Origin of the sequence: Rhizobium terricola (genome assembly GCF_012927355.1) — a bacterium.
Classification (GTDB): Bacteria; Pseudomonadota; Alphaproteobacteria; order Rhizobiales; family Rhizobiaceae; genus Allorhizobium; species Allorhizobium terricola.
In genome coordinates, this window is the sequence record NZ_JABBGK010000010.1 from 1 (window position 1) to 21349 (window position 21349).

Here is a 21349-nt window from a genome sequence, read left to right on the forward strand (position 1 = left end):
CAAGCAGAACTTCTGAAATGACGTGGACCAAAACCACGCCTCTTGGTGACGCGGGGTGGAGCAGCCCGGTAGCTCGTCAGGCTCATAACCTGAAGGCCGCAGGTTCAAATCCTGCCCCCGCAACCAATGACCCCTGTGATCCCAATGAGCCCCCTCCGCGGGGCTTTTTGCGTTTCTGGGCGCCCGAAACCGTAGTCTGTCCCATCAGATCCTCGATAACCGCCTTCTGCTCAAGGAAGGCGGGGTTCTTCTTACCGGCTGCGAAGGTCAGGATGGCGGCGAGGTCGCCGCGCAGCACGATCGCCAGTTCTTGTCCGTCTGGCACAAGCTCGATCCGGTTGACGAGCGTGCGCAACATCTGAGCCGCCCGGCCGCGCGTCTCCTCATTGCCGAGTTGGTCGTGAAGGGCCGAGATCTCCTCGTGATAATATTTTGCAAGGTTGGGATGCAGCAGGGGCGGCGGTTCGTAAGCTTCATCGAGAATCCCGGCGAGCTCCTTCTTTCGCGCTTCGAGCTTGCCGCTACGCTCCTTCAGCATATCCACTGGCATCGCGTCCTTGAGATACAGATCGAGGATCTTCTCATGCTCCCGCTCAACCCGTTTGAGTTCGGCTTGGGCGGCTTCGATCGATACACGGGCCTCCATGCGTGCCTTGTTGACCTCCCGAGTGAATTCGTCGCAGAACTCCTTGAACAGCTCTGGCTCCATCAGGTGCTCGTCGAGGCCATTCAGGACGCTCGCTTCCAGTGTGTCGCGACGGATATTGAGTCGGTTGTTGCAGGTTCCCTTCGTACGGGCATTGGTGCAGCCGAGCATGTCCTTGGAGATCATCGAATAGCCGCCACCACAGCAGCCGCATTTGACGAGGCCGGTGAAGAGATGTTTGGGGCGCCGGCGATCGTTCAAACTCAAATTGTCACCAGGCTTCGCTCCGGGCTCCAGCGCCAACTGGTTCTGACGCTCCTTCACAAGCCTCCAAACACTTTGGTCAACTATTCGAAGCTCCGGGACGTCTTGGATGACCCAATCGCTTTCCGGATTGAGCCGCGACACGCGTTTACCCGTGTTCGGGTCCTTGAGATAGCGCAGGCGATTCCAGACCAGTGCGCCGACATAGAGTTCATTGTTGAGGATCCCGGTCCCGCGCTTCGGATTGCCATGGATGGTCGACGGTCCCCATTCGCTGCCCTGCGGCCCGGGTACACCCTCGCTGTTCAACATCATCGCGATCGTCCGCGACGACTTGCCGGCGAGATACTCAGCAAAGATCCGGCGCACGATATTGGCCTCGATCTCGTTTATGGCCCGCTCGCCGCGGCTGGTCTCCCCGGCAGTGTCGATGTGGCGCACGACGTCGTAGCCATAGCAGAGGCCGCCGCCCGACTTGCCTTCCTCGACCCGGCCGCGCAGGCCTCGGCGCGTCTTGTCGGCGAGATCTTTGAGATAGAGCGCGCCCATCGTACCCTTGAGGCCGATATGCAGTTCGTTGACTTCCCCCTCGGAAAGCGTGACGATGCTGACGCCGGCAAAGCGCATGCGCTTGTAGAAACCGGCAATGTCTTCCTGGTCGCGGGAGAGACGGTCCAACGATTCAGTCAGAATGAGATCGAAGCGACGCTTCAGCCCGTCCGTGATCAGCTCCTGGACGCCCGGGCGCAGCAGTGATGCGCCCGAAATCGCCCGGTCGGAATAGCTGTCGACCACCTTCCAACCCTCGCGCTCGGCGCGCGCGCGGCAAATGCGCAGTTGATCCTCGATCGAGGCGTCGCGTTGATTGTCGGACGAGTAGCGGGCGTATAGCGCGACCTTCATGCACCGGTCTCCCTAGTCGGGGAGACAGTCGCGGGACACGCGCTCCCGTTCAGCTTCGACGAATTTGCGCGCCGCATGTCGCGCCAGCAGGCGGACGAACTCGCGAAGACGCGGATCAGGCTTTGCCGGATCGTAGGTCGGCATGGACTCGGATGGATGGAGAACCATCCGGACGCTGCTTGCCGCCGTTCCTTTCCGCTTCGCCACGACTTCATCCTCGCCGAAAAACGGACCATTCCGCTCCGGCTGAAGACTGGGCTCAATGCCCTGATCTGTGAATGCGAATTCCCGGGCATTCTGGAAAACTCCGGCGCATAGCATTGCTTGGCTTGCGTCTCGGGCGCATTCGGACGTAGCCCATGCGGCGGGGACAGCAAGCTCGGGCGCAACCATAGCGGAAAATCGCGAAGGGCGAATCCCCGAAAATCGATTTTTTCGTTCACATGTTTCCTTGGAAACCGACCAAAGACCCACGTGTCAAATGGGGAGCCAAGGGGTCTTCCCCCTTGCTCCCTGCAAACGCCGCCTGCGCATGGCAGGGCCGCCAGCTCGCAGGCCGAGGCACAGTCCACCCGTTCATTTCTCCGATCCGTCCCGCTCGGCCTGGCAGCCCGGCGATGCTCGCCGTCATTTGCCCCCTCCATCCCCGCGCGCTCACGCGCCCCCGGGAGGCATGTCGGGGACATGCCTCCGGCATTGACCAAGCAAAGGGATTGGAACAATGGCAAGGACAGCGAAGAAGGCGAAGGCCGTCACAATTACGACGGCGGAAGATGTGGCAACGGACCAAAACGTGCTCAGCATCGCAGAAGCTGCGGCGGATGTGATTGCGGCTCGGCCCGCTACAGAGGGCAGTGCGGCGGAAACAACAAGCGGCGGGGAAATCATGATTCCGCTCGACAAGCTCAAGAAGTCGCCGCGCAATGCGCGCAAGACTCCCCACAGCAACGAAACGATCGAAACCTATGCGGCGAGCATCGCCGCCAAAGGCATCCTCCAGAACCTTGTCGTCGAACGGGAAATCGGCGCCGACGGCAAGCCGACCGGCTTCTACTTCGTGACTATCGGTGAGGGCCGCAGGCTGGCCCAGGTCCTGCGCGCCAAGCGCAAGGAGATCGAACCCGCCGAGCCGGTCCGCTGCGTCATCGATACGGAAAACGATCCGTTCGAAATCAGCCTGGACGAAAACGTCTCGCGCACCGACCTCCTGCCCGCTGACCAGTTCGAGGCTTTTCGGGAGCTTTCCGAATACCGTGGTTGGGGCGCGGAAGAAATCGCCGCCCGCTTCGGCGTGACGGCCCACGTGGTCAAGCAGCGGCTTCGCTTGGGTGCCGTCAGCCCGAACCTGATGCAGGTCTATCGCGACGGAGGTTTGACCCTTGAGCAACTGATGGCCTTTGCCGTCACCGACGATCATGTCCGGCAGGAGCAGGTTTATGACGGGCTAGGCTATAATCGCGAACCCTATATCATCCGCCGCGAACTCACCCGGACACATGTGCAGGCTAACGACCGCAAAGCGATCTTCATCGGCGCGGAGGCCTATATCGATGCAGGCGGATCGATCCTGCGCGACCTCTTCACCGAGGATCGCGGCGGATACTTCGAAGATGCAGCACTTCTGGACCGGCTGGTTCTGGAGAAGTTGCAGGGTATAGCCAACGAGCTACAGTCGGCGGAGGGATGGAAGTGGGCGGAGGTCTTCATCGACTATCCGCACGCCCACGGACTTCGCCGCGTCTATCCGCAGCCGGTCGATCTTTCGGCGGAAGACCTCGCTGCCCGCGAGGCGGCACAGCAGGAGTTCGACCGTCTGACAGCGGAATGGGAGAACACCGACGAAGACCTGCCGCCCGATGTAGATCAGCGTTTCGCCGAGCTTGAAGCCGAGATCGAGCGCCTTGACGGCCTGCGGCATGCCTACGATCCCGAGGATGTCGCCTGCGGCGGCGTGTTCGTCAGCCTCAACTATGAGGGCGTTGCCCGCATCGAACGCGGCTTCATCCGGCCCGAAGACGCAATACCCGAACCCGAAGCGAGTGGCATGGGGGATGGCGAAGCCATCATCGACGGCGTGCGCGTCAATGCTGACGGAGAAGTCATCGAGGATGCTGAAGGGCAGGGCAGTGACCATGCGCAGGAGGAGGACGAAGGCGATGCGGCGCAGCCGGTTTCCGACATTCTCACCCGCGACCTGACCGCGCATCGCACACTTGGCCTCCGCCTTGCCCTTGGCGAACAGCCGGAAACTGCGCTGATCGCCGTCACCCATACGCTCGCCGCGCAGGCTTTCTATCGAGGTGTGGAAGCCCATGCCCTCGAAATCCGGCCCACGAGTGCCGCGCTGGCCGGTCATGCGGACGGCATCGAGGACACGGCGGCGGCAAAGATGCTGGCGGATCGCCACGCGGGTTGGGCGCAGGACATGCCGCGCGACGTGGCCGATCTGTGGGGCTTCATCGCCGGATTGGATCAGGTGAGCGTCATGGCGCTGTTTGCCCATTGTGCATCGATGACGGTCAATGCCGTCAAGCAGCCATGGGAGCAGCGCCCGCGTGCCCAGCGCACCACCGACAGGCTGGCAACAGCTCTGACTTTGGACATGAGCCAGCATTGGAAGCCGACGGTGCGCAGCTATCTTGGTCGCATCACCAAGGCGCATATCCTCGCAGCCGTTCGGGAGGCCTGCGGCAACGAGGCGGCGGAGCGGATCGCGGACATGAAGAAGGCGCCGATGGCCGAGGTTGCCGAGCAGCTTCTTGGCGAAACCGATTGGTTGCCGCCGCTCCTGCGTACGGAACGGCCCGCCTTGCCGGCCTCTGAGGTTGACAGCACTGCGGGTGCAGAGACGTCGGACCCGAGCATCAGCGGCGACGTCGATCCTCGCGAAGCGGAGCGGTGGAACGAAGACCCGGAGGCCTTCGACGGAGAAGAGGAATGACCTTATCCGTTGTATCCCTGTTCCGCCCGTCTCACCGCCGCTTCACGCTGGCGACGGCGCTCGCGTCCGTCTTCGTCCTGACGGCATTGCCGGCGCATGCCTCCGGCTCCTCCATGCCGTGGGAAGAGCCGCTGCAAAAGATCCTCGAAAGCATCGAGGGGCCGGTCGCCAAGATCGTCGCTGTGATCATCATCATCGCTACGGGCCTGGCGCTAGCCTTCGGCGATACGTCCGGCGGCTTCCGGCGGCTGATCCAGATCGTCTTCGGCCTGTCGATCGCCTTTGCCGCCTCGAGCTTCTTCCTCTCATTCTTCTCTTTTGGCGGCGGGGCGCTGGTCTGATGGCGGCATTCGGCTCCGAGCAGGACGAGATCCGCGGCTTCTATGCGCCGGTCCGCCGGGCGCTGACCGAACAGATACTGCTCGGCGGTGCGCCGCGCAGCGTCGCCATCGTCAACGGCACGCTTGCCGGAGCCGTAGGCCTCGGCCTTCGCCTCTGGCTTGCCGGTCTCGCCATCTGGGCGATCGGCCATTTCGCTGCGGTGTGGGCCGCAAGGCGCGATGCGCAGTTCGTGGATGTCGGCCGGCGGCACCTGCGCTATCCGGCGCATATGGGCGTGTGAGGTTCGGCCATGTTGAACCTCAGCGAATACCGCAAGAAGAATGCCGGCCTTGCTGACTTCCTGCCCTGGGTCGCGCTGATAGCCCCGGGTGTCGTCCTCAACAAGGATGGCTCGTTCCAGCGCACCGCGCGTTTTCGCGGTCCGGACCTCGATAGCGCCACTCCGGCTGAGCTGGTTGCCGTCACCGCACGCCTCAACAATGCGCTGCGACGCCTCGGTTCCGGCTGGGCCGTGTTCGTCGAGGCGCAGCGCAATCCCGCCAATGACTACCCGGAGAGCCTGTTTGCCGATGCCGCATCCGCGCTTGTCGATGTCGAACGGCGGGAACAGTTCGAAGGTGAAGCCGATCAGGGATCGCTCCAGGGAAGCGATCGCCGGCCGAACGGCGTCCTGTTCGAGAGCAGCTATTTCCTGACCTTCGTCTGGCTGCCGCCGGCGGAAGAGGCTTCCCGTATGGAGGGCTGGCTCTATGAGGGGCGCGAGCAATCTGGCGTCAATCCCTGGGAGCTCCTCAACGGCTTCGTCGACCGCACTGACCGGGTGCTGCATCTCTTCGAAGGCTTCGTTCCGGAAGCCGAGTGGCTCGATGACGCGGAGACGCTGACCTATCTGCATTCCACCATCTCGGCCACCCGCCAGCGCGTCCGCGTCCCGGAGACCCCAATGCACCTCGATGCGCTGCTCGCCGTTGAGCCGCTGGCCGGCGGTCTGGAGCCGCGGCTGGGCGACGTGCATCTGCGCACGCTGACAGTGATCGGCTTTCCGACCGTCACCTTTCCCGGCATTCTCGACGATCTGAACCGCCTTGCCTTCTCCTATCGCTGGGCGACCCGGGCCATCATGCTCGACAAGACGGATGCGACGCGCCTTGTCACCAAGATCCGGAGGCAGTGGTTCGCCAAGCGCAAGTCGATCGCAGCGATCCTCAAGGAAGTGCTGACCAACGAACAGTCGGTGCTCGTCGATTCCGATGCCGCCAACAAGGCGAACGAGGCCGATGCCGCCCTCCAGGACCTCGGCTCCGACCAGATCGGCGAAGCCTATGTCACCGCCACCGTGACAGTCTGGGATGCCGATCCACGCATCGCCGAGGAGAAGCTGCGGCTCGTCGAGAAGATCATCCAGTCCCATGATTTCACCTGCATTGCGGAAACCGTCAATGCGATCGAGGCCTGGCTCGGCAGCCTTCCCGGCCATGTCTACGCCAATGTCCGCCAGCCGCCAATATCGACGCTGAACCTGGCGCACATGATCCCGATCTCGGCGGTCTGGGCCGGGCCGGAGCGTGACGAACATCTCGATGCGCCGCCGCTCTTCTATGCCCGGACGGAAGGTTCGACGCCTTTCCGCTTTTCGCTGCATGTCGGCGATGTCGGCCACACAATGGTGGTCGGCCCCACCGGTGCAGGCAAATCCGTTCTTTTGGCGCTGATGGCGTTGCAGTTCCGCCGCTATGAGCGCTCGCAGGTCTTCGCCTTCGATTTCGGCGGCTCGATCCGCGCGGCGACGCTCGCCATGGGCGGCGACTGGCAGGATCTGGGCGGTGCCATCTCGGATGCAACCTCATTCCTCAATATGGTGGCGCTGCAGCCGCTGGCCGGCATCCATGACGCGCCCGAGCGCGCCTGGGCCGCCGACTGGCTGGTGGACATCCTCATCCGGGAAGGCGTAGAAATCACGCCCGAGGTCAAGGAGCATCTCTGGACGGCGCTGACCTCGCTAGCCTCCGCGCCGGTGGCGGAGCGGACGATCACCTGCCTGACCGTGCTTCTGCAGTCGACGACGCTCAAGCAGGCGGTCCGGCCCTACTGCATTGGCGGCGCTCACGGCCGGCTGCTCGATGCGGAGATCGAATGGCTGGGTGATGCTTCCGTCCAAGCCTTTGAGACGGAGGGCCTGATCGGAACCGGGGCGGCGCCTGCCGTGCTTGCCTATCTCTTCCACCGGATCGAGGCGCGCTTCGATGGGCGGCCCTCGCTGCTCATTATCGATGAAGGCTGGCGGGCGCTCGACGACGGCGGCTTTGCCCAGAAGATCAAGGAATGGCTGAAGACGCTGCGCAAGAAGAATGTCAGCGTCGTCTTCTCCTCGCAATCGCTTGCCGACATCGAGGCCTCGCCGATCGCGCCGGTGCTGGTCGAAAGCTGCCCGACCCGGATCTTCCTCGCCAATGAGCGTTCGGTCGAGCCGCAGATCACCGACGTTTACCGGCAGTTCGGGCTCAACGACCGGCAGATCGAGATCGTCGCTCGGGCCACGCCGAAGCGCGACTACTACTGCCAGTCGCGGCGCGGCAATCGGCTGTTCGAACTGGGCTTGGGGGAGGTGGCGCTCGCGCTCTGCGCTTCCTCGGACAAGGCCGCCCATGCGGCGATGAACGCGCTGGTCGAAGAGGGCGAGCGCCCCCGCTTTATCGAAGCCTGGCTGATGGCCCGCGGCCTTCGCTGGGCCGCCGATCTCATTCCGGTCCTCACCAATATCGCCGAGCCGACGCCGTCCGCGGCCGACAACCATGCCCGTCATTCCAAATCATCCAAAGAGGAGACCATTCGATGATCCGTTCCGTTTCCCGCTCCGGCCATGCCGGCCGTGCTCTCGCTCTCGCACTTGGCGCCACGATGCTGTTGCCCATCGCCGCCGCCACACTCGCGCCGCAGCCGGCTCATGCGCTGATCGTCTTCGATCCGAAGAACTATGGTGAAAACCTGCTCTCCGCCGCCCGGGCGCTGGAGCAGATCAACAACCAGGTCACCTCGCTGCAGAACGAAGCGCAGATGCTGATCAATCAGGCGCGCAATCTCACCAGCCTGCCGACGTCGATGCTCTCTCGGATCGAACAGAACTTCTCCGAGATGAAGAGCCTGCTCGATCAGGCCGAGCAGCTTGCCTATGATGTCCAGAACATCGACCAGCAGTTCAGAAGCACCTACGAGACCTTCCCCGCCGGAAAGAGCAGCGAGCAACTGGTGACCACGGCGCGCGAGCGTTGGCAGCAGTCGGTCTCGGCCTTCGAGGATTCGCTGAAGACCGGCGCCGTTGCCGTCAATGGCATCGCCAGCACGCAAGCGCAGACCTCGACGCTTGTGACCGCCAGCCAGTCGGCCGTCGGCGCGCTGCAGGCCGCCCAGGCCGGCAACCAGTTGCTCGCGGTACACGCAAAGCAGATGTCGGATCTCACGGCCATGCTCGCCGCCCAGGGGCGGGCCGAAGCGCTCGAGAAAGCGCGCGAGGCCGCAGCTGAGGTGCAGGCGCGCGAGCAGTTCAGCCGCTTCATGACCGGTACGGCCTATAGCCCGTCCAGCGTCCGCATGTTCCACGAATGAGGAGCAAGGAAGCAATGGACCTCAGGATCGCCGCCCGGATGACCGCTGTCATTGCCATTGGAGCAGGACTGACCGCGACGCTCATGGCCATGAGCCAGCGACAGGGACCGGAAGAGACCCCCGTCTTCCGGTCCCTCAATCCGGGCGGCGAGCCTGAGAATGAGGCGCGCAGGGAGTTCATACGCTGCCGGGACATCGGTGCCGAGGCGCTGAAGGACAAGACCTGCCTGAAGGCCTGGCTGGAAAGCCGCCGACGCTTCCTGAAACCCTCGCAGTCCGGCCAACCCGCAGCACCAGGCGTTGGCGCCGATCAGACGGTGAAGCCATGAACTCCGGCATCATCGACCGCTTCCTGGAGACTTTCACCTCCTACATCGACTCAGGCTTCGGCCTGCTCGGCAGCGAGGTCGCGTTCCTTTCCTCGACGCTGATCACGATCGATATCGTGCTGGCCGGTCTCTTCTGGGCCTGGGGCGCGGATGAGGATGTCATCCAGCGTCTCGTCAAGAAGACGCTCTATATCGGCTTCTTCGCCTACATCGTCGGCAACTTCAACAGTCTTGCCCGGATCGTTTTCGAGAGCTTCTCCGGCCTCGGTCTGAAGGCTGCCGGGTCCTCGCTTTCCAGCACCGAACTGCTGCAGCCCGGCCGCGTTGCACAGGTCGGCATCAATGCCGGCAATCCGATCCTGCAGGCCGCTGGCGACCTGATGGGCTATGTCAGCTTCTTCGAGAACTTCGTGCAGATCTTCGTCACACTGATCGAGTTCAAGCTGACGACGCTTGCCGGCTTCGTGCTGATCCCCTTCGCCTTCTTCAACAAGACCGCCTTCCTCGCCGAAAAGGTGCTCGGCAACATTGTGGCCTCTGGCGTGAAGATCCTGGTGCTTGCCGTCATCGTGGGCATCGGCTCGGGCCTCTTCAGCGAGTTTACCGCCGGCTTCTCCGAGCAGCCGACCATCTCGGAAGCGCTGTCGCTCGTGCTCGGTGCGCTTGCGCTGATGGGCCTCTCCATCTTCGGTCCCGGCATTGCGACGGGTCTCGTCTCCGGTGCGCCGCAGCTCGGCGCCGGTGCTGCCGTCGGAACCGGTCTGGCGGCCGCGGGTCTTGGCGCTGCCGGTTATGTCGGCGCTCGTGCCGGCATGGGTGCAGCAGCGGGCGCGATCGGTGGCGCGATGCGGGGAGGGGCGGCTGCCGCAGGCGGGGCCAGCACCGCTTATGGGCTTGCCAGCGCCTCGACCGATGCAGGCAGCGCCGGACGCGCCGCGGCCGGTCTCGCCGGCATGGCCAAGGCCGGCGCCGGCTTTGTCATGAGCAAGGCGAAGGAAGCGGCAGGCCGGTCCAACGAAACGCTGCGCGCGAGCTACGGGGCAGGGCAGGCTGCTGCCTGGAAGACGGGCGGCGGCAATGATGTCGGCGTCGGTGCGTCGGGAACCGGCGGTGAGCCCGGGGGCGTAGCTGCGCAATCTTCTTCACCACCGCCCTGGGCCGAGCGCATGCAGCGCAAACAAGCCTTCCAGCACGGCGTCAGCACGGCCGCCCATTCCGTCCGCTCCGGCGATCATGGCGGCGGCTCGCTTTCCGTTTCCCTCAATCAGGATGACCGCAGATGAACCCCTTCAAACGCGCCTCCGTGCGCTATGCCCGATCCCCCGAGCCCGAAACACCCTACCAGAAGGCCGCCCAGGTTTGGGACGAGCGGATCGGCTCCGCCCGCGTGCAGGCAAAGAACTGGCGGCTGATGGCCTTCGGTTCGCTCATTCTCGCCGGCGGCTTTGCGAGCGCCCTGATCTGGCAGTCGACTCAAGGCACCGTGGTCCCCTGGGTGGTGCAGATCGACAAGCTCGGCGAGGCGCAGGCCGTGGCACCCGCGACGGCCGACTACCGGCCGACCGACCCGCAGATCGCCTGGCATCTCGCCCGCTTCGTCGAGAACGTCCGCGCGATCCCCGCCGACGCGGTGATCGTCCGCCAGAACTGGCTCCGCGCCTACGAGTTCACCACCGATCGTGGGGCGGTGGCGCTCAACGACTATGCGCGTGGCAATGATCCGTTCACCAAGGTCGGCAAGGTGCAGGTCGCCGTCGACGTCTCCTCCGTCATCCGCGCTTCACCCGAGAGTTTTCGCGTCGCCTGGAGCGAGCGCCGCTACGAAAACGGGCAACTCGCATCCACCGAGCGCTGGACCGCCATCCTCACCGTCGTGATCGAACAGCCGCGCACGCCAGACAAACTGCGCGCCAATCCGCTTGGGGTCTTTGTCAACGCCATTAACTGGTCAAAGGAGCTATCGCAATGAAGGGGGCAGCAGGAACATCGATGAACAGGATCCAATCTGGCAGGGCGGTCGTGGTCGTTGCCGCGCTGCTGGCAGCAACCATGCTCTCCGGCTGCGCCAAAAAATACATTCCGCCGGAGATCGATTACGACGATGCAGCGCCCGCCGTGAAGCTTGCCGATCCGGTCGGGCCGGTAAAGGTTGTGGAACTGCCGAAGCCGCTGCCGCTCCCGGGCCAGCTGAAACCGATCGACGAGGGCAAGAAGAAGCAGGACAGCCCCGATCCGAAGGCGCGGATCGCTGCCGCCAACGAGGCAGCCCGCATGCAGCCAGTCCGCGACGGCTTCATCAATGCCGTCCAAGTCTACCCTTTCGCGATCGGCGCGCTCTATCAGGTCTATGCCGCACCCGGCCAGGTGACCGACATCGCGCTGCAGCCGGGCGAGCAACTGGTCGGCGCCGGTCCCGTCGCCGCCGGCGACACGGTGCGTTGGATCATCGGCAATACCGAGAGCGGCTCGGGTGCCGCGAGACAGGTGCATATCCTGGTCGAGCCGACACGGTCCGAGCTGCAGACCAATCTCGTCATCAACACCAATCTGCGCACCTACCATCTCGAACTGCGCTCGACCGAAAAGACCTATATGGCCTCGGTCTCCTGGCAATATCCGGCCGACCAGTTGATCGCGCTTGGGCGCCAGAATACGCGTGCGGCCGAAACAGAGGCTGTGGCAAGCGGTGTCGATCTCCAGAGCCTCAATTTCCGCTACGGGATCGAGGGCGACAGCGCGCCGTGGCGGCCGTTGCGCGCCTTCGACGACGGGTCAAAAGTCTATATCGAATTCCCCTCCGACATCGCCCAGGGCGAAATGCCGCCGCTCTTCGTCATCGGCCCGTCCGGCAATTCCGAACTGGTGAACTACCGCGCCCGGCAGAACTACTATGTCGTCGACCGGTTGTTCGCTGCGGCGGAGCTCCGGCTTGGCGACAAGGACAGCCAGCGCCGCGTGCGCATCGTCCGCACCGACGGCCGCCGCATCGGAAACCGCACGGCGCTGTTTTCGTCGGAGAGAAGCCGATGACAGGACCGTCCGATCTCAAGGCGGAGTTCCGGCTGCGTCCAGAACCGCCACGCGTCACCCGCCTGTCGCGCAAGGTGCTGATCGGTCTTGGCGGTGTCTCGGGCCTTGCCATCGCCGCAGCCCTGTTCTTCGCGCTCGACACCAACAGGCGACAGGGCGAGGCCCCATCCGAGCTCTACAACACCGAAAACCGCACGCCGGCCGACGGTCTCTCCAACCTGCCGAAGGATTACACCGGCATCCCGAAACTTGGGCCGGCACTTCCCGGCGATCTCGGCAAGCCGATCCTGAAAGCTCAGGAGGAAGGCAAGCCGGTCATTGTGCCCTCGATCCAGACGCCGCGCGCCGATCCGGAAGAACAGCGCCGTCTCGCCGAAATCGAGGCCGCGCGCGTCGCCAAGCTCTTCACCGAGAGCCGCGGCGAACGCAACGACAGCAACCAACCTGTTGACACGCGGACCACCACGGCTGATCCCAATGCGCTGACACAGCCTGACGCTGTCCCGCCGCTCGACACCGGAGCGGCCCAGAACATGCAGGACCGCAAGCTTGCCTTTGTCAATGCCGAGGCCGATCGGCGCACCGTCAGCCCCGATCGGGTCGAGGAAAAGGCGTCACCCTATGTCTTGCAGGCCGGGTCTGTGATTGCCGCAGCCCTCATCACCGGCATCAAGTCAGATCTGCCCGGATCGATCACCGCGCAGGTGACGGAGAATGTCTATGACAGCCCGAGTGGCGCGCATCTCCTCATTCCGCAGGGCGCCCGTCTCATCGGCCACTATGACAGCCAGGTCGCCTTCGGACAGTCGCGTGTGCTGCTCGTCTGGAACCGCGTCGTCATGCCGAATGGCACCTCGATCGTCCTTGAGCGCCTGCAGGGCACCGATCCGCAAGGCTTCTCCGGCCTCGAGGACGAGCTGGATTATCATTGGGGCGAGTTGTTCAAGGCGGCCGCACTCTCGACGCTGCTCGGCGTCGGCACGCAGATCGGCAGCGACGACGAGGAGAGCGAGATCGCCCAGGCGATACGGGAAAGCGCCCAAGGCACCGCCTCGAATGTCGGCCAGCAAATCGTCAGCCGGCAGCTCAACATCCAGCCGACGCTCACCGTCCGGCCGGGCTTCCCGGTTCGGGTTATCGTCAACCGCGATCTCGTCATGCAGCCCTATGGGGCAACGAAGGAGCCCACATGACCAAGCTCAAGCTCTCCGCCATCCCCGACGACAAACCGGTCAAAGTAACTGTCGAGTTGCCGGCGGCGGTGTTTCGAGACTTGCAAGCCTATGCGGCGATCCTGGCAAAGGCGGCCGGCGATGCGATGCCACCGGAGCCAGTCAAACTGATCGTGCCGATGATCACCAGGTTTATGGAGGCTGACAGGGGTTTTGCGAGGGCAAACCGGGCTCATTCTGACAAGGCATAAAGGAGATACATACGAACTCCTGCATGGGTCAAAATTCCAGGCCTGGACACAAAGGTCGACCGCCAAGCTCAGCTCGGCCGGTTTTTCTGTTGTGCGAAACTGTCGCCCGTTTCGACATCTCGCTGCCGCGGGTTCAGGGTGCGATCACTGGCTGTGGCGTTTGTCGACATGAGTGAAATGCGTGCAATCAGCTCACACTTTCTAGCTTTGATCACCAACGGCACGATCCAGCGCAAAACTCATTGTCTCACCAATCTTGCCAAGCGTACCATCTTTGCGGAACCGCTTGCCGGAGATCACAAACGTCACGCGCTTGTCGGTAGTGTAGAGCGAAACAGATTCCGCTGCAATTCTTACGAGTGCGCCACCCCGTTGTGAAGCAACAATATCCCCAGGCCTGACCCCGAGGACGGCTTGCGCCAACTGTGATCGCTGGGCCTCAAGTTGCCGCTCCCAATGCTCCAGATCAGTTTCGATATGGGCGAGCGCGTCGCGAGCGGCTTGGAACGGCCGATCGTCTCCAAACCAGATCCGATCAGCCATGGCCAGGATTTCGTTCGGAACTGACCTGTCCAGGGCATAAGTCGCATTCGTAATCATCTCGTAGATTTTTTCAGCTTCGTCGAGTGCCTGGAGACGCGACTGATACCGCTTGACCCTCGCCTCCAGAATGGTTGGGGGCAGAAGCTTGTCGCCTGCTCCGTCGAGAAAGTCGATTGGCATCACGTCACGCAAGTTGATCCTGTTCGTCGAGTGCCGTTCCGGCGGGTTTTCTTCGCGCCACGATCGCCGATACCATTCGATCCAAGCGGCGTCCTTTGATATGCATAGGTAGCTGTTCAGAATGAAGTCTGACTCGGGCTGATAGAACTGGACAGTCGCCCATGCGTGGTCCGCCGCCGACAGCGGCTGCACCACATGGCTGAGATCCTGAGTACGGGCGATAGCCGCAAGCGCCGCGACTCTGGTCTGAAGTTGTGCCGTCCACCTGATGAACACAATCGGCCCTGAAGCAGAAAAGGAATGGCGTTTGCCCTCCGTCTCGAAAACCAGCAACTGCGGACGGGCAAGCGGCATCAATCGCTCGACAAGTTTTCCAACGCTTGCCCTGACCGACGTTCCCCAGTTGACGGCCACCCGACCATTTTCCGCCCATTTCTGCGCCTGACCCTGGATCAAGAGCAGCACCTGCGCGGCGATATCCTGATTGAGGCTGGCGATATGCTTCATGCGCGAAGTATCGGCCTGGGCTTCGACGCCGCGTTTGCGAAGTTCGTCGAGTGCGGCATTCACGAATTTCAATTGAAGCTCAGTGAAATGTCCCGCAGAACGGGCCTGGATCCTGCCCTTGCGTTTCACTTCGAGCTCCTCTCGAAATGCTTTCAGAGCTGGCCGTCTCGGCGACTGGCCGGCTTCCACGCGCGCCCAGTAGCCTCGGGGCGGTTTGGGAACCTGAAGTTTCTCACAAAGCTTTCCGACGGCAACGTCCGAGATGCCGAGGTCACTGGCGATGTCGCTGGTCGGGCGCTCCCAAACCATTGCAAAAAGTTCTTCTCTCGAAAGGTCACGCTTCGTCATAAGGAAAATTCTCGCAAGGTCCTGGGGCTGCCACATCCGTTTACAGAAAGTTCCTGCATCATTCGCCGGTCGCCTGAGAGAATCCACAGGCCGTCAGCGTCGCATCCTGGGGGCAGGGCTCGACGTCCAAACATGACGCCGGGCGCTAGGAGACGGATTCTGAACCTATGGTGCGCCCATTATTGGAGATCCTGCTGAACTCGGTGCGCATCACAAGCATGTCGCCCTTGACTCCGGGTCGCTCCAGGGTTGAAACACAGGGTGTCGCGGATGTGGGAGGCAAGCTGATGGAGTTTGATTTGCCGGATGGACTTGATCCATTCATCGATCAACGTCTCCCCCTTTCCGATCTCACCATGATCGAAATGCCTGCGGACCTCGAGCAGCTGCTGCGAACTCAGGCAGAGGCAAGTGGCATCGAAATACTTCGCGGTTCTCCGGTCGAACTCAGATGTCAGTCTGCAGAATTTCCGGACGCCACCTTCCTGGTCTTCTGGCCGCACGAAGATGATCGCCTGCACCTGCTGGCTCCCAGAAAGTTCGGGGTCGGACTTGCATAGACCTCTGCCCGCGTGCTGCCGTGTCTGGTAGGCAGGGACATTTTACTGGGGATCTGATTTGACGGACGAACGCATCTTACAGCGCGCTTTCAGGCCACGAGCCCGCCTGCTTCAGCTGCTCGGCGATCAGCTGATCGGATCGGCACGACTGGCGCTCTTCGAACTTGTGAAGAACGCATATGATGCTGATGCGAGCGAGGTCACGATCACCTTCACGAAGCTGGGGACACCGGATGCTGCCATCTCGATCAGGGATGATGGCCAGGGCATGTCTCTGGATGTCATCGAGAACATCTGGCTTGTTCCCGGCGACGATCATCGCGAGCGAGCGCGCGGGAGTGCTGTCAGATCTCCAAGGTTTCAGCGCCTTCCGCTGGGTGAAAAGGGAGTTGGCCGCTTTGCGGTCCACAAGCTCGGCGACACGATCAGGCTCGTGACCAGAGCCGAAGGACAACCCGAGTGCGTGGCGGAATTCGACTGGGACAGACTGCTCCAGGAGACCTATCTGACCGATGCGGAGATCACCGTCCGCGAGCGTGCGCCGGAAGTGTTTTCTTCCGGGACGGGCACGCTGATCGAGGTCACTCGACTGAGAAGCGAAGACTGGACACGAGGCACGATTCGCGACCTCTACCGTCAGGTTACATCCATAGCCTCGCCGTTCGGAGATCGGGGCGGCAATTTCGAGGTCAAGCTGGAGGTGCCCGAACATCCGGAGTGGCTTGCAACACTCCCCGGACTTCGCCAGCTTCTCGAGATGGCCCCGTACCGCTTCGAGTTCGACTTCGACGGCTCGCGGCTGCATTATCGGTACGAGTTTGTCGGCATCCCCGGGGTCAAGCTGGAAGGACGCATCTCCGAACGAGAGGAAGTCCACTTTCAGATACCGCCAGCGGACGAGCCGGACGACCTTGACCCGATCGATGAACCGAGACCGAAGCGCCGGACCCGAATGACTGCCGATCCTTCGACGCTCGAAGGCATCGGCAGGGTATCCGGAAAGTTCCATATCTTCGACCGCGACAAGAAGGTCCTGCCGAACTACGGCGACACTCGCTTTCTCGAACGCTTCCTGAACCAGAATGGCGGTGTGCGTGTCTATCGCGATGGCGTGCGCGTCTACAACTATGGTGAACCCAGTGACGACTGGCTTGGCCTTGATCTGCGCCGCGTCAACGAGCCGACCAAGCGCCTCAGCCGGAACATAACGATCGGTGTTGTCGATCTCGGCCTGGCGGAAAGCCCGGGATTGCAGGAAAAGACGAACCGCGAGGGTTTTGTCGAGACTGCTGCTTACGAGCGCCTGCGCCGCGTCGTTCTTGGCGCACTCTGGATATTGCAGGTCGAGCGCAACCTCGACAAGGAGCGGATCCGTGAAGTGACCGGGGGCGCAAGCGAGGTGCCACAGGGACTGGCAGGCCCTTTGACCGAACTTCGTCGTCTCGCACGTGAGAACAGCGTCGGTGACGTGCTTGAGCCGACCATCCGCAGGATCGAAGAAGACTATCAGACCCTGCGAGAAAACTTCGCACGCTCCGGCGTGTCACACGCGGGTCTGGCCATCATCTTCCACGAGGTCGAGCGTGGTGTCAGGGTTCTGACAGGTTCGATCAATGACCCCAGCATGACGATCGAAAGCCTTCGCGATCAGGCCGGCCAGCTGCAGGGCGTGCTTGAGACCTCCTCGCAGCTACTTCGAAACACGACGACGAAACCGGGGTCTCTGAGAGATATGGTCCGCACGGCTCGCGATCTGAGCCTTCTGCGCTTTCGACTGCATGGCATCAAGCTCGAATGCCCTGCGCTCGAGGATCACGGCCCGGACGCCACTGCAACCTTTGCCTCGGGGCTTGTCCTGGGCGCCCTGACCAACCTGATCGACAATGCGGTGCACTGGGTCAAGGTGCGTCATCCCGAGCCAGGCGAACGCCGGATCTACGTGAATGTGATCCCTGACTATGAGGGCGGTCCGGCGATCGTGGTCGCCGACAATGGTACCGGGTTCCTCGATGATCCTGCGACCATGGTCAGCCCGTTCTTTACCCGGCGACCAGGGGGCAGCGGGCTGGGGCTCTATTTTGCAAATCTGGTGATGGATCTGAACGAAGGCAGACTTGTGTTTCCGACCATGGATCAGGCGGAGGTGCCTGACGGCTATGACGGGGCGGTCGCAGCGCTCGTGTTCGGGAGAGTCTGATTGTTTACGCCTGCACGCTATATCGTTCTCGACGATGAAGTCGCCGAACTCGCAACTCTTGTTGATGCGCTTCATGTTCTGGGTGCGCCCTGCATCGGAATTCGTTTCGATCCGCTTGATCTTCCGAAGCCGGCGCATTTCAAAGGGCTGCGAGTTCTGTTCAGTGATCTGCATCTTGTGAAGGCTCAGCCAGCCGGAGTGCAGCATTACAACACTCTCGCGGGCCTTCTTGATCGTTGTGTCCCGGAAAGCCATGGCCCCTATCTGCTTGTCCTGTGGACATCGCATGAGCACGAAAGGGCGGCGCTTGCAGCGCGTCTCGAAGAAATACTGCCCGCGTCCAAGAAACCCATTGCCGTGCTTGCAATCGACAAGGTTCAGTTTCGACACGGAGCGGTATGGGATGCGGCGGGTCTGCAGGAAGCAATCGAGGCGCGCGTCGGTTCCATGCCGCAGCTCCAGGCACTTCTGAACTGGGAACGCGATGTTCTCGCGGCAGCGAATGAGACGCTCGCGGTGATCGGCGGGCTGGTGCCGGCGGAACAGCGAACCGTTGCACAATATGCCGGCGCGCTTGATGGGGTCCTCAGTCATATCGCGGTCGCCTCGGCGGGCAATGCCAATGCCCGGAATGACAGGAAAGGCGCAGTGACTGCTGCCCTCGCACCGCTGCTTTCCGATCGAATAGCGAACCGCCCCCAGGATGCCGATGCAAACGCCCTGTGGCTGCAGGCGGTGACATTCCCGCAGGGACCGGAACTTCAGGCTGCGCAGAAGGCGCGAATGAACAGGATGCTCCATCTCGCCGTGTCGCCGAATGAGCCTGTCAGCCGGTTCGACTGGGGTGCGATCATTCCCCTCGGGAACGATCAGCTGAGCGACGCCGCCATGAATGCAAGGTTCGGCGTCGCGGCGGACCATCTCCGTGATAGGGAATTCAAGCTGAGACCTGAACGTCGGACGGAGGGACAGCTGGTTGTGGTGCGCGCCGGTGCTGCCTGCGACCAGGCCCAGAATCAGAGCGGGCCCATTCCATTGCTCCTCGGTCTTCTGGTTCCGAGCACGGCGCTTTCCCAGAACAAGCGGTCGCCGGCAATCCACGTCTGCGACGAGAAGTTCGAGCTCGACGGCTATCAGGAGCCGGTCAGTCTTCTGATCCATGCGCGTTTCAGCACGACGACCGTGGCGCAGGAGCTTCAGAACTGGCCAGCGGCCACGCTTCGGCTGCGCGAACAGCTGCTGACGACGATTCTTGTTCACGTTGCTTCGCATGCGATGCGACCGGGGACACTTCGCTTCTAGCGATCAGGGTTCCCTGTCGGCGTCCGGTTCGGCAAGCAGGCGGGCGCAGGATGGGCCGACCAGGGTCCAGATTGCGTCCGTGACTTCTTCAAGCGCCAGGTCGGCGACCTGGATCGACCGGGCATAGTTTCGCCACTGGGCCTTCTTCCCGTTATCCTCGAAGAAGATACTGGACAGACCCGGTGGTCTTGCTGACGGGATCGGCGTTCGTCTGCGCTCGAACGTCGCACTGATCGCCGCATCGAGCTCCAGATCCGGGATGCTGACGGCCTGAGGGATCGCCCAGAGGTCGAAATAGTCCTTCATTCGGCCGTTGATGACGCCGAGCTGCACCATTGCCTGGAATTTCTCGGCAATGACGACCGCGGGCGGATAGCTGCGGATGCGTGGGGATTCCATGCCGAGCAGGGACGGGTAGGAGGTCATTTCGGCTCCCGTCAAAGCATCGCCGAACCCGATGTCGATCGTAATCGGTATTCGTGTTCGCTCCAGCAGGGCCACCGTGCGAAGCCGCACACCGTTGTATTCCATCTCCTCGCGGATGACCTCCGCCTGCAGCCCGCCGACATCGAAGACGAGCCCGTCATCGTATTGAGCTGCCATGATGTCTGCGAAGATCAGTTTCAGCGTCTCTCCGTCTGCCTGACCGTATCCAAGGAAATCGACGTCGCGGGTTTCGCGGTTGTCCCCCTCCAGCCAAAGCGTGACAAGCATTCCACCCTTGAGGATGAAACGATCGGCCTTGTCGGATGCTGACAGCCGAAAGAGCAGTCGCTCGAGAGCATATCGGACCATGACAATTTCAAAGACCCGCCCTTCACGACGGGCAAGGTTGCTGAGCTGCTGCTTTATGGAAGCCGCCCTGTTTCTGATTTCCCTAGCCATTTGAGGTCAGAGCCTCCAGATAGGGTTTCATCTTCCTCCAGGCGCCGTTCGCCATGGCAGTCTCGGTTATGACCGCCGGGCTCGCCTTTCGCTGCTGGAGCGCAGCGCGCAGCGCCTCTATGGCAACGGATCGATCAACGAGCCTGCTGCGGAAGACATCGGCAAGCGACTTCGGGGCTGAAAAAATCCGAACTGCAACTCCGGAAATCTGATGATGCTCTACGCCCTGCTTCATGTAGGCGTCCTTGAATTCCGTAATTCTAATAGGCGGATAGGCGGGCGCAACTGCCCAGTCCTTCTGGCTGACCGCCATCCATACTTCGCGTGGGATCTGGTCCGTAAGACCGTGAAAGGCGAGCGCTGAGGTCAGAGCAATGACGCCTTGTGGAACCAGTTTTGCTGCTTCAGCCAGAGCCTGCAGCGTGTCAAGATCTGCGTCCGGACGCTGATAGAGCCCGCGCGACAGTCGCACAAGCTCTCCTGCCTCCACGGCGCGGGCGATGGTCATCGCGAATATGCCTGCCCGCCGCAGCTCATGGAACCGTACGATCGGGTGTTCGGCGATGTAGTCACGCAGCAGGTGCTGCTGTTTCGATGCGGCCACTTGTTACCTATCCTGGGTGTAATTCAAGTTTTGACCCAGGATAGGTAACATAAGATTCGTTACTTATCCTGGGTGTAGATGCGTTCTTCACCCAGGATAGGTAACAATTTCGCGGACTGTTGTCTCTCCGTCTCGCTTCGAGGCCGCACCAGGTCGCTCTCGAAATTTCCGGCACCGTTGCGGATCCAATGCGCGACCTCGTCGAGTGTCGTCTGGAGCCACGGGGAGCGAAGGCCACATTCCCAGACGGTGCCCACCCGCCATCCGGATGAGTTCAAGGCGTTGCGAACTTCCAGGTCCCGGGCGATGTTGCGTGCGAACTTTGCGGCCCAGAACTCGGGGTTCGATGCTGGTGTGGTGCACCAGTGACAGCCCTCGTGGCGGTGCCAGAAGCAGCCGTGGACAAACACGACTGCCCCTCTCGACTTGAACACAAGGTCAGGCCGACCGGTTACATCCGGATCGTGGAGACGAAACCGAAGGCCAGTCGCGTGAAGATGACGTCGAAGTGTCAGCTCCGGCTTGGTATTCTTGCCGCGGATGCCAGACATCATCTGCGATCGCTTTTCCGGACCCACTACGTCGATCATGACGTTTTGCCTGTCATTTCCACACGAAGATGATATTCATTGCGAATACTGTCTACAACTCCGAAGTGCGTGATTCTTGCCATCATATTCCGTCGTCGACATCTTTGCAGGGCCGGGAGGGCTCGCGGAAGGCTTTTCGAGCGTTCCCGGCA

General features: G+C 62.1%; 20 protein-coding genes and 1 tRNA gene. 15 read left to right on the plus strand and 6 right to left on the minus strand.

What is annotated here, in order from left to right:
• The first annotated feature begins 49 nt into the window (after nucleotides 1-49).
• Nucleotides 50-126, plus strand: a tRNA-Met gene (locus HHL25_RS22505).
• Here the strand turns inward: HHL25_RS22505 and HHL25_RS22510 are convergent.
• Nucleotides 83-1813: a recombinase family protein gene (locus tag HHL25_RS22510; RefSeq protein WP_169595566.1), complete on the minus strand. Its 1731-nt coding sequence runs from the start codon at nucleotides 1811-1813 to the stop codon at nucleotides 83-85. The two genes, HHL25_RS22505 and HHL25_RS22510, sit on opposite strands and share 44 nt — an antisense overlap.
• 12 nt (nucleotides 1814-1825) lie before the next feature.
• Nucleotides 1826-2020: a hypothetical protein gene (locus HHL25_RS22515; RefSeq protein ID WP_169595491.1), complete on the minus strand. Its 195-nt coding sequence runs from the start codon at nucleotides 2018-2020 to the stop codon at nucleotides 1826-1828.
• Between the two features lie 514 nt (nucleotides 2021-2534).
• On the opposite strand from HHL25_RS22515, the gene HHL25_RS22520 reads away from it, so the two are divergent.
• From HHL25_RS22520 to HHL25_RS22570, 11 genes are read left to right on the plus strand one after another with little or no spacing between them, the layout of a single operon-like run.
• Nucleotides 2535-4754 (plus strand): ParB/RepB/Spo0J family partition protein, encoded by a 2220-nt coding sequence (locus HHL25_RS22520; RefSeq protein ID WP_169595492.1) that lies wholly within the window; start codon nucleotides 2535-2537, stop codon nucleotides 4752-4754.
• Nucleotides 4751-5095 carry a TrbC/VirB2 family protein gene (locus HHL25_RS22525; protein WP_169595493.1) on the plus strand — a complete coding sequence of 115 codons (345 nt, stop codon included), beginning with the start codon at nucleotides 4751-4753 and terminating at the stop codon, nucleotides 5093-5095. Before HHL25_RS22520 ends, HHL25_RS22525 begins: the two co-directional genes overlap by 4 nt.
• Nucleotides 5095-5376, plus strand: a complete 282-nt coding sequence (locus tag HHL25_RS22530) for a VirB3 family type IV secretion system protein (RefSeq protein WP_169595494.1) — start codon at nucleotides 5095-5097, stop codon at nucleotides 5374-5376. Before HHL25_RS22525 ends, HHL25_RS22530 begins: the two co-directional genes overlap by 1 nt.
• Before the next feature lie 9 nt (nucleotides 5377-5385).
• Complete coding sequence (gene trbE, locus HHL25_RS22535) at nucleotides 5386-7932, plus strand: conjugal transfer protein TrbE (RefSeq protein ID WP_169595495.1); 2547 nt, start codon at nucleotides 5386-5388, stop codon at nucleotides 7930-7932.
• Nucleotides 7929-8699 carry a P-type conjugative transfer protein TrbJ gene (gene trbJ / locus HHL25_RS22540; protein WP_169595496.1) on the plus strand — a complete coding sequence of 257 codons (771 nt, stop codon included), beginning with the start codon at nucleotides 7929-7931 and terminating at the stop codon, nucleotides 8697-8699. Before trbE ends, trbJ begins: the two co-directional genes overlap by 4 nt.
• Nucleotides 8700-8713: 14 nt before the next feature.
• Nucleotides 8714-9028 (plus strand): putative entry exclusion protein TrbK-alt, encoded by a 315-nt coding sequence (gene trbK-alt, locus HHL25_RS22545; protein ID WP_169595497.1) that lies wholly within the window; start codon nucleotides 8714-8716, stop codon nucleotides 9026-9028.
• On the plus strand, nucleotides 9025-10311 hold the full coding sequence (gene trbL, locus HHL25_RS22550; RefSeq protein WP_169595498.1) for a P-type conjugative transfer protein TrbL: 1287 nt from the start codon (nucleotides 9025-9027) through the stop codon (nucleotides 10309-10311). The genes trbK-alt and trbL overlap by 4 nt, the downstream gene beginning before the upstream one ends.
• Nucleotides 10308-10997 carry a conjugal transfer protein TrbF gene (trbF, locus tag HHL25_RS22555; protein WP_169595499.1) on the plus strand — a complete coding sequence of 230 codons (690 nt, stop codon included), beginning with the start codon at nucleotides 10308-10310 and terminating at the stop codon, nucleotides 10995-10997. Before trbL ends, trbF begins: the two co-directional genes overlap by 4 nt.
• A 20-nt stretch (nucleotides 10998-11017) precedes the next feature.
• Nucleotides 11018-12058 carry a P-type conjugative transfer protein TrbG gene (gene trbG / locus HHL25_RS22560; protein WP_169595500.1) on the plus strand — a complete coding sequence of 347 codons (1041 nt, stop codon included), beginning with the start codon at nucleotides 11018-11020 and terminating at the stop codon, nucleotides 12056-12058.
• On the plus strand, nucleotides 12055-13251 hold the full coding sequence (locus HHL25_RS22565) for a TrbI/VirB10 family protein (RefSeq protein WP_169595501.1): 1197 nt from the start codon (nucleotides 12055-12057) through the stop codon (nucleotides 13249-13251). Before trbG ends, HHL25_RS22565 begins: the two co-directional genes overlap by 4 nt.
• Complete coding sequence (locus HHL25_RS22570) at nucleotides 13248-13481, plus strand: DUF2274 domain-containing protein (protein ID WP_169595502.1); 234 nt, start codon at nucleotides 13248-13250, stop codon at nucleotides 13479-13481. Before HHL25_RS22565 ends, HHL25_RS22570 begins: the two co-directional genes overlap by 4 nt.
• 201 nt (nucleotides 13482-13682) lie before the next feature.
• Here the strand turns inward: HHL25_RS22570 and HHL25_RS22575 are convergent, their stop codons facing one another.
• On the minus strand, nucleotides 13683-15059 hold the full coding sequence (locus tag HHL25_RS22575; protein WP_169595503.1) for a hypothetical protein: 1377 nt from the start codon (nucleotides 15057-15059) through the stop codon (nucleotides 13683-13685).
• 167 nt (nucleotides 15060-15226) lie between these two features.
• Between HHL25_RS22575 and HHL25_RS22580 the strand changes: the two genes are divergently transcribed.
• From HHL25_RS22580 to HHL25_RS22590, 3 genes are read left to right on the plus strand one after another with little or no spacing between them, the layout of a single operon-like run.
• Nucleotides 15227-15619 (plus strand): hypothetical protein, encoded by a 393-nt coding sequence (locus tag HHL25_RS22580; RefSeq protein WP_246701951.1) that lies wholly within the window; start codon nucleotides 15227-15229, stop codon nucleotides 15617-15619.
• Between the two features lie 58 nt (nucleotides 15620-15677).
• Nucleotides 15678-17816, plus strand: coding sequence for an ATP-binding protein (locus HHL25_RS22585; protein ID WP_169595504.1), 2139 nt, complete (start codon nucleotides 15678-15680; stop codon nucleotides 17814-17816).
• Nucleotides 17817-19118, plus strand: a complete 1302-nt coding sequence (locus HHL25_RS22590; RefSeq protein WP_169595505.1) for a hypothetical protein — start codon at nucleotides 17817-17819, stop codon at nucleotides 19116-19118. It begins immediately after the preceding gene.
• 3 nt (nucleotides 19119-19121) lie between these two features.
• Here the strand turns inward: HHL25_RS22590 and HHL25_RS22595 are convergent, their stop codons facing one another.
• The 3 genes from HHL25_RS22595 to HHL25_RS22605 all read right to left on the minus strand — a co-directional run bounded on the left by HHL25_RS22595 (nucleotide 19122) and on the right by HHL25_RS22605 (nucleotide 21197).
• Nucleotides 19122-19913: a nucleotidyl transferase AbiEii/AbiGii toxin family protein gene (locus tag HHL25_RS22595; protein ID WP_246701952.1), complete on the minus strand. Its 792-nt coding sequence runs from the start codon at nucleotides 19911-19913 to the stop codon at nucleotides 19122-19124.
• An 82-nt stretch (nucleotides 19914-19995) separates the two neighbouring features.
• Nucleotides 19996-20607 carry a type IV toxin-antitoxin system AbiEi family antitoxin domain-containing protein gene (locus HHL25_RS22600; RefSeq protein WP_169595507.1) on the minus strand — a complete coding sequence of 204 codons (612 nt, stop codon included), beginning with the start codon at nucleotides 20605-20607 and terminating at the stop codon, nucleotides 19996-19998.
• Between the two features lie 59 nt (nucleotides 20608-20666).
• Nucleotides 20667-21197, minus strand: a complete 531-nt coding sequence (locus HHL25_RS22605) for a very short patch repair endonuclease (protein ID WP_169595508.1) — start codon at nucleotides 21195-21197, stop codon at nucleotides 20667-20669.
• Nucleotides 21198-21349 lie beyond the last annotated feature (152 nt).

Excerpts from the sequence above, each read along its gene's own strand:
- HHL25_RS22510 (WP_169595566.1), bottom strand. The coding sequence starts at position 1,813 with ATGAAGGTCGCGCTATACGCCCGCTACTCGTCCGACAATCAACGCGAC.
- HHL25_RS22520 (WP_169595492.1), top strand. The coding sequence starts at position 2,535 with ATGGCAAGGACAGCGAAGAAGGCGAAGGCCGTCACAATTACGACGGCG.
- HHL25_RS22525 (WP_169595493.1), top strand. The coding sequence starts at position 4,751 with ATGACCTTATCCGTTGTATCCCTGTTCCGCCCGTCTCACCGCCGCTTC.
- HHL25_RS22530 (WP_169595494.1), top strand. The coding sequence starts at position 5,095 with ATGGCGGCATTCGGCTCCGAGCAGGACGAGATCCGCGGCTTCTATGCG.
- trbE (WP_169595495.1), top strand. The coding sequence starts at position 5,386 with ATGTTGAACCTCAGCGAATACCGCAAGAAGAATGCCGGCCTTGCTGAC.
- trbJ (WP_169595496.1), top strand. The coding sequence starts at position 7,929 with ATGATCCGTTCCGTTTCCCGCTCCGGCCATGCCGGCCGTGCTCTCGCT.
- trbK-alt (WP_169595497.1), top strand. The coding sequence starts at position 8,714 with ATGGACCTCAGGATCGCCGCCCGGATGACCGCTGTCATTGCCATTGGA.
- trbL (WP_169595498.1), top strand. The coding sequence starts at position 9,025 with ATGAACTCCGGCATCATCGACCGCTTCCTGGAGACTTTCACCTCCTAC.
- trbF (WP_169595499.1), top strand. The coding sequence starts at position 10,308 with ATGAACCCCTTCAAACGCGCCTCCGTGCGCTATGCCCGATCCCCCGAG.
- trbG (WP_169595500.1), top strand. The coding sequence starts at position 11,018 with ATGAACAGGATCCAATCTGGCAGGGCGGTCGTGGTCGTTGCCGCGCTG.
- HHL25_RS22565 (WP_169595501.1), top strand. The coding sequence starts at position 12,055 with ATGACAGGACCGTCCGATCTCAAGGCGGAGTTCCGGCTGCGTCCAGAA.
- HHL25_RS22570 (WP_169595502.1), top strand. The coding sequence starts at position 13,248 with ATGACCAAGCTCAAGCTCTCCGCCATCCCCGACGACAAACCGGTCAAA.
- HHL25_RS22575 (WP_169595503.1), bottom strand. The coding sequence starts at position 15,059 with ATGACGAAGCGTGACCTTTCGAGAGAAGAACTTTTTGCAATGGTTTGG.
- HHL25_RS22580 (WP_246701951.1), top strand. The coding sequence starts at position 15,227 with ATGGTGCGCCCATTATTGGAGATCCTGCTGAACTCGGTGCGCATCACA.
- HHL25_RS22595 (WP_246701952.1), bottom strand. The coding sequence starts at position 19,913 with ATGGTCCGATATGCTCTCGAGCGACTGCTCTTTCGGCTGTCAGCATCC.
- HHL25_RS22605 (WP_169595508.1), bottom strand. The coding sequence starts at position 21,197 with ATGATCGACGTAGTGGGTCCGGAAAAGCGATCGCAGATGATGTCTGGC.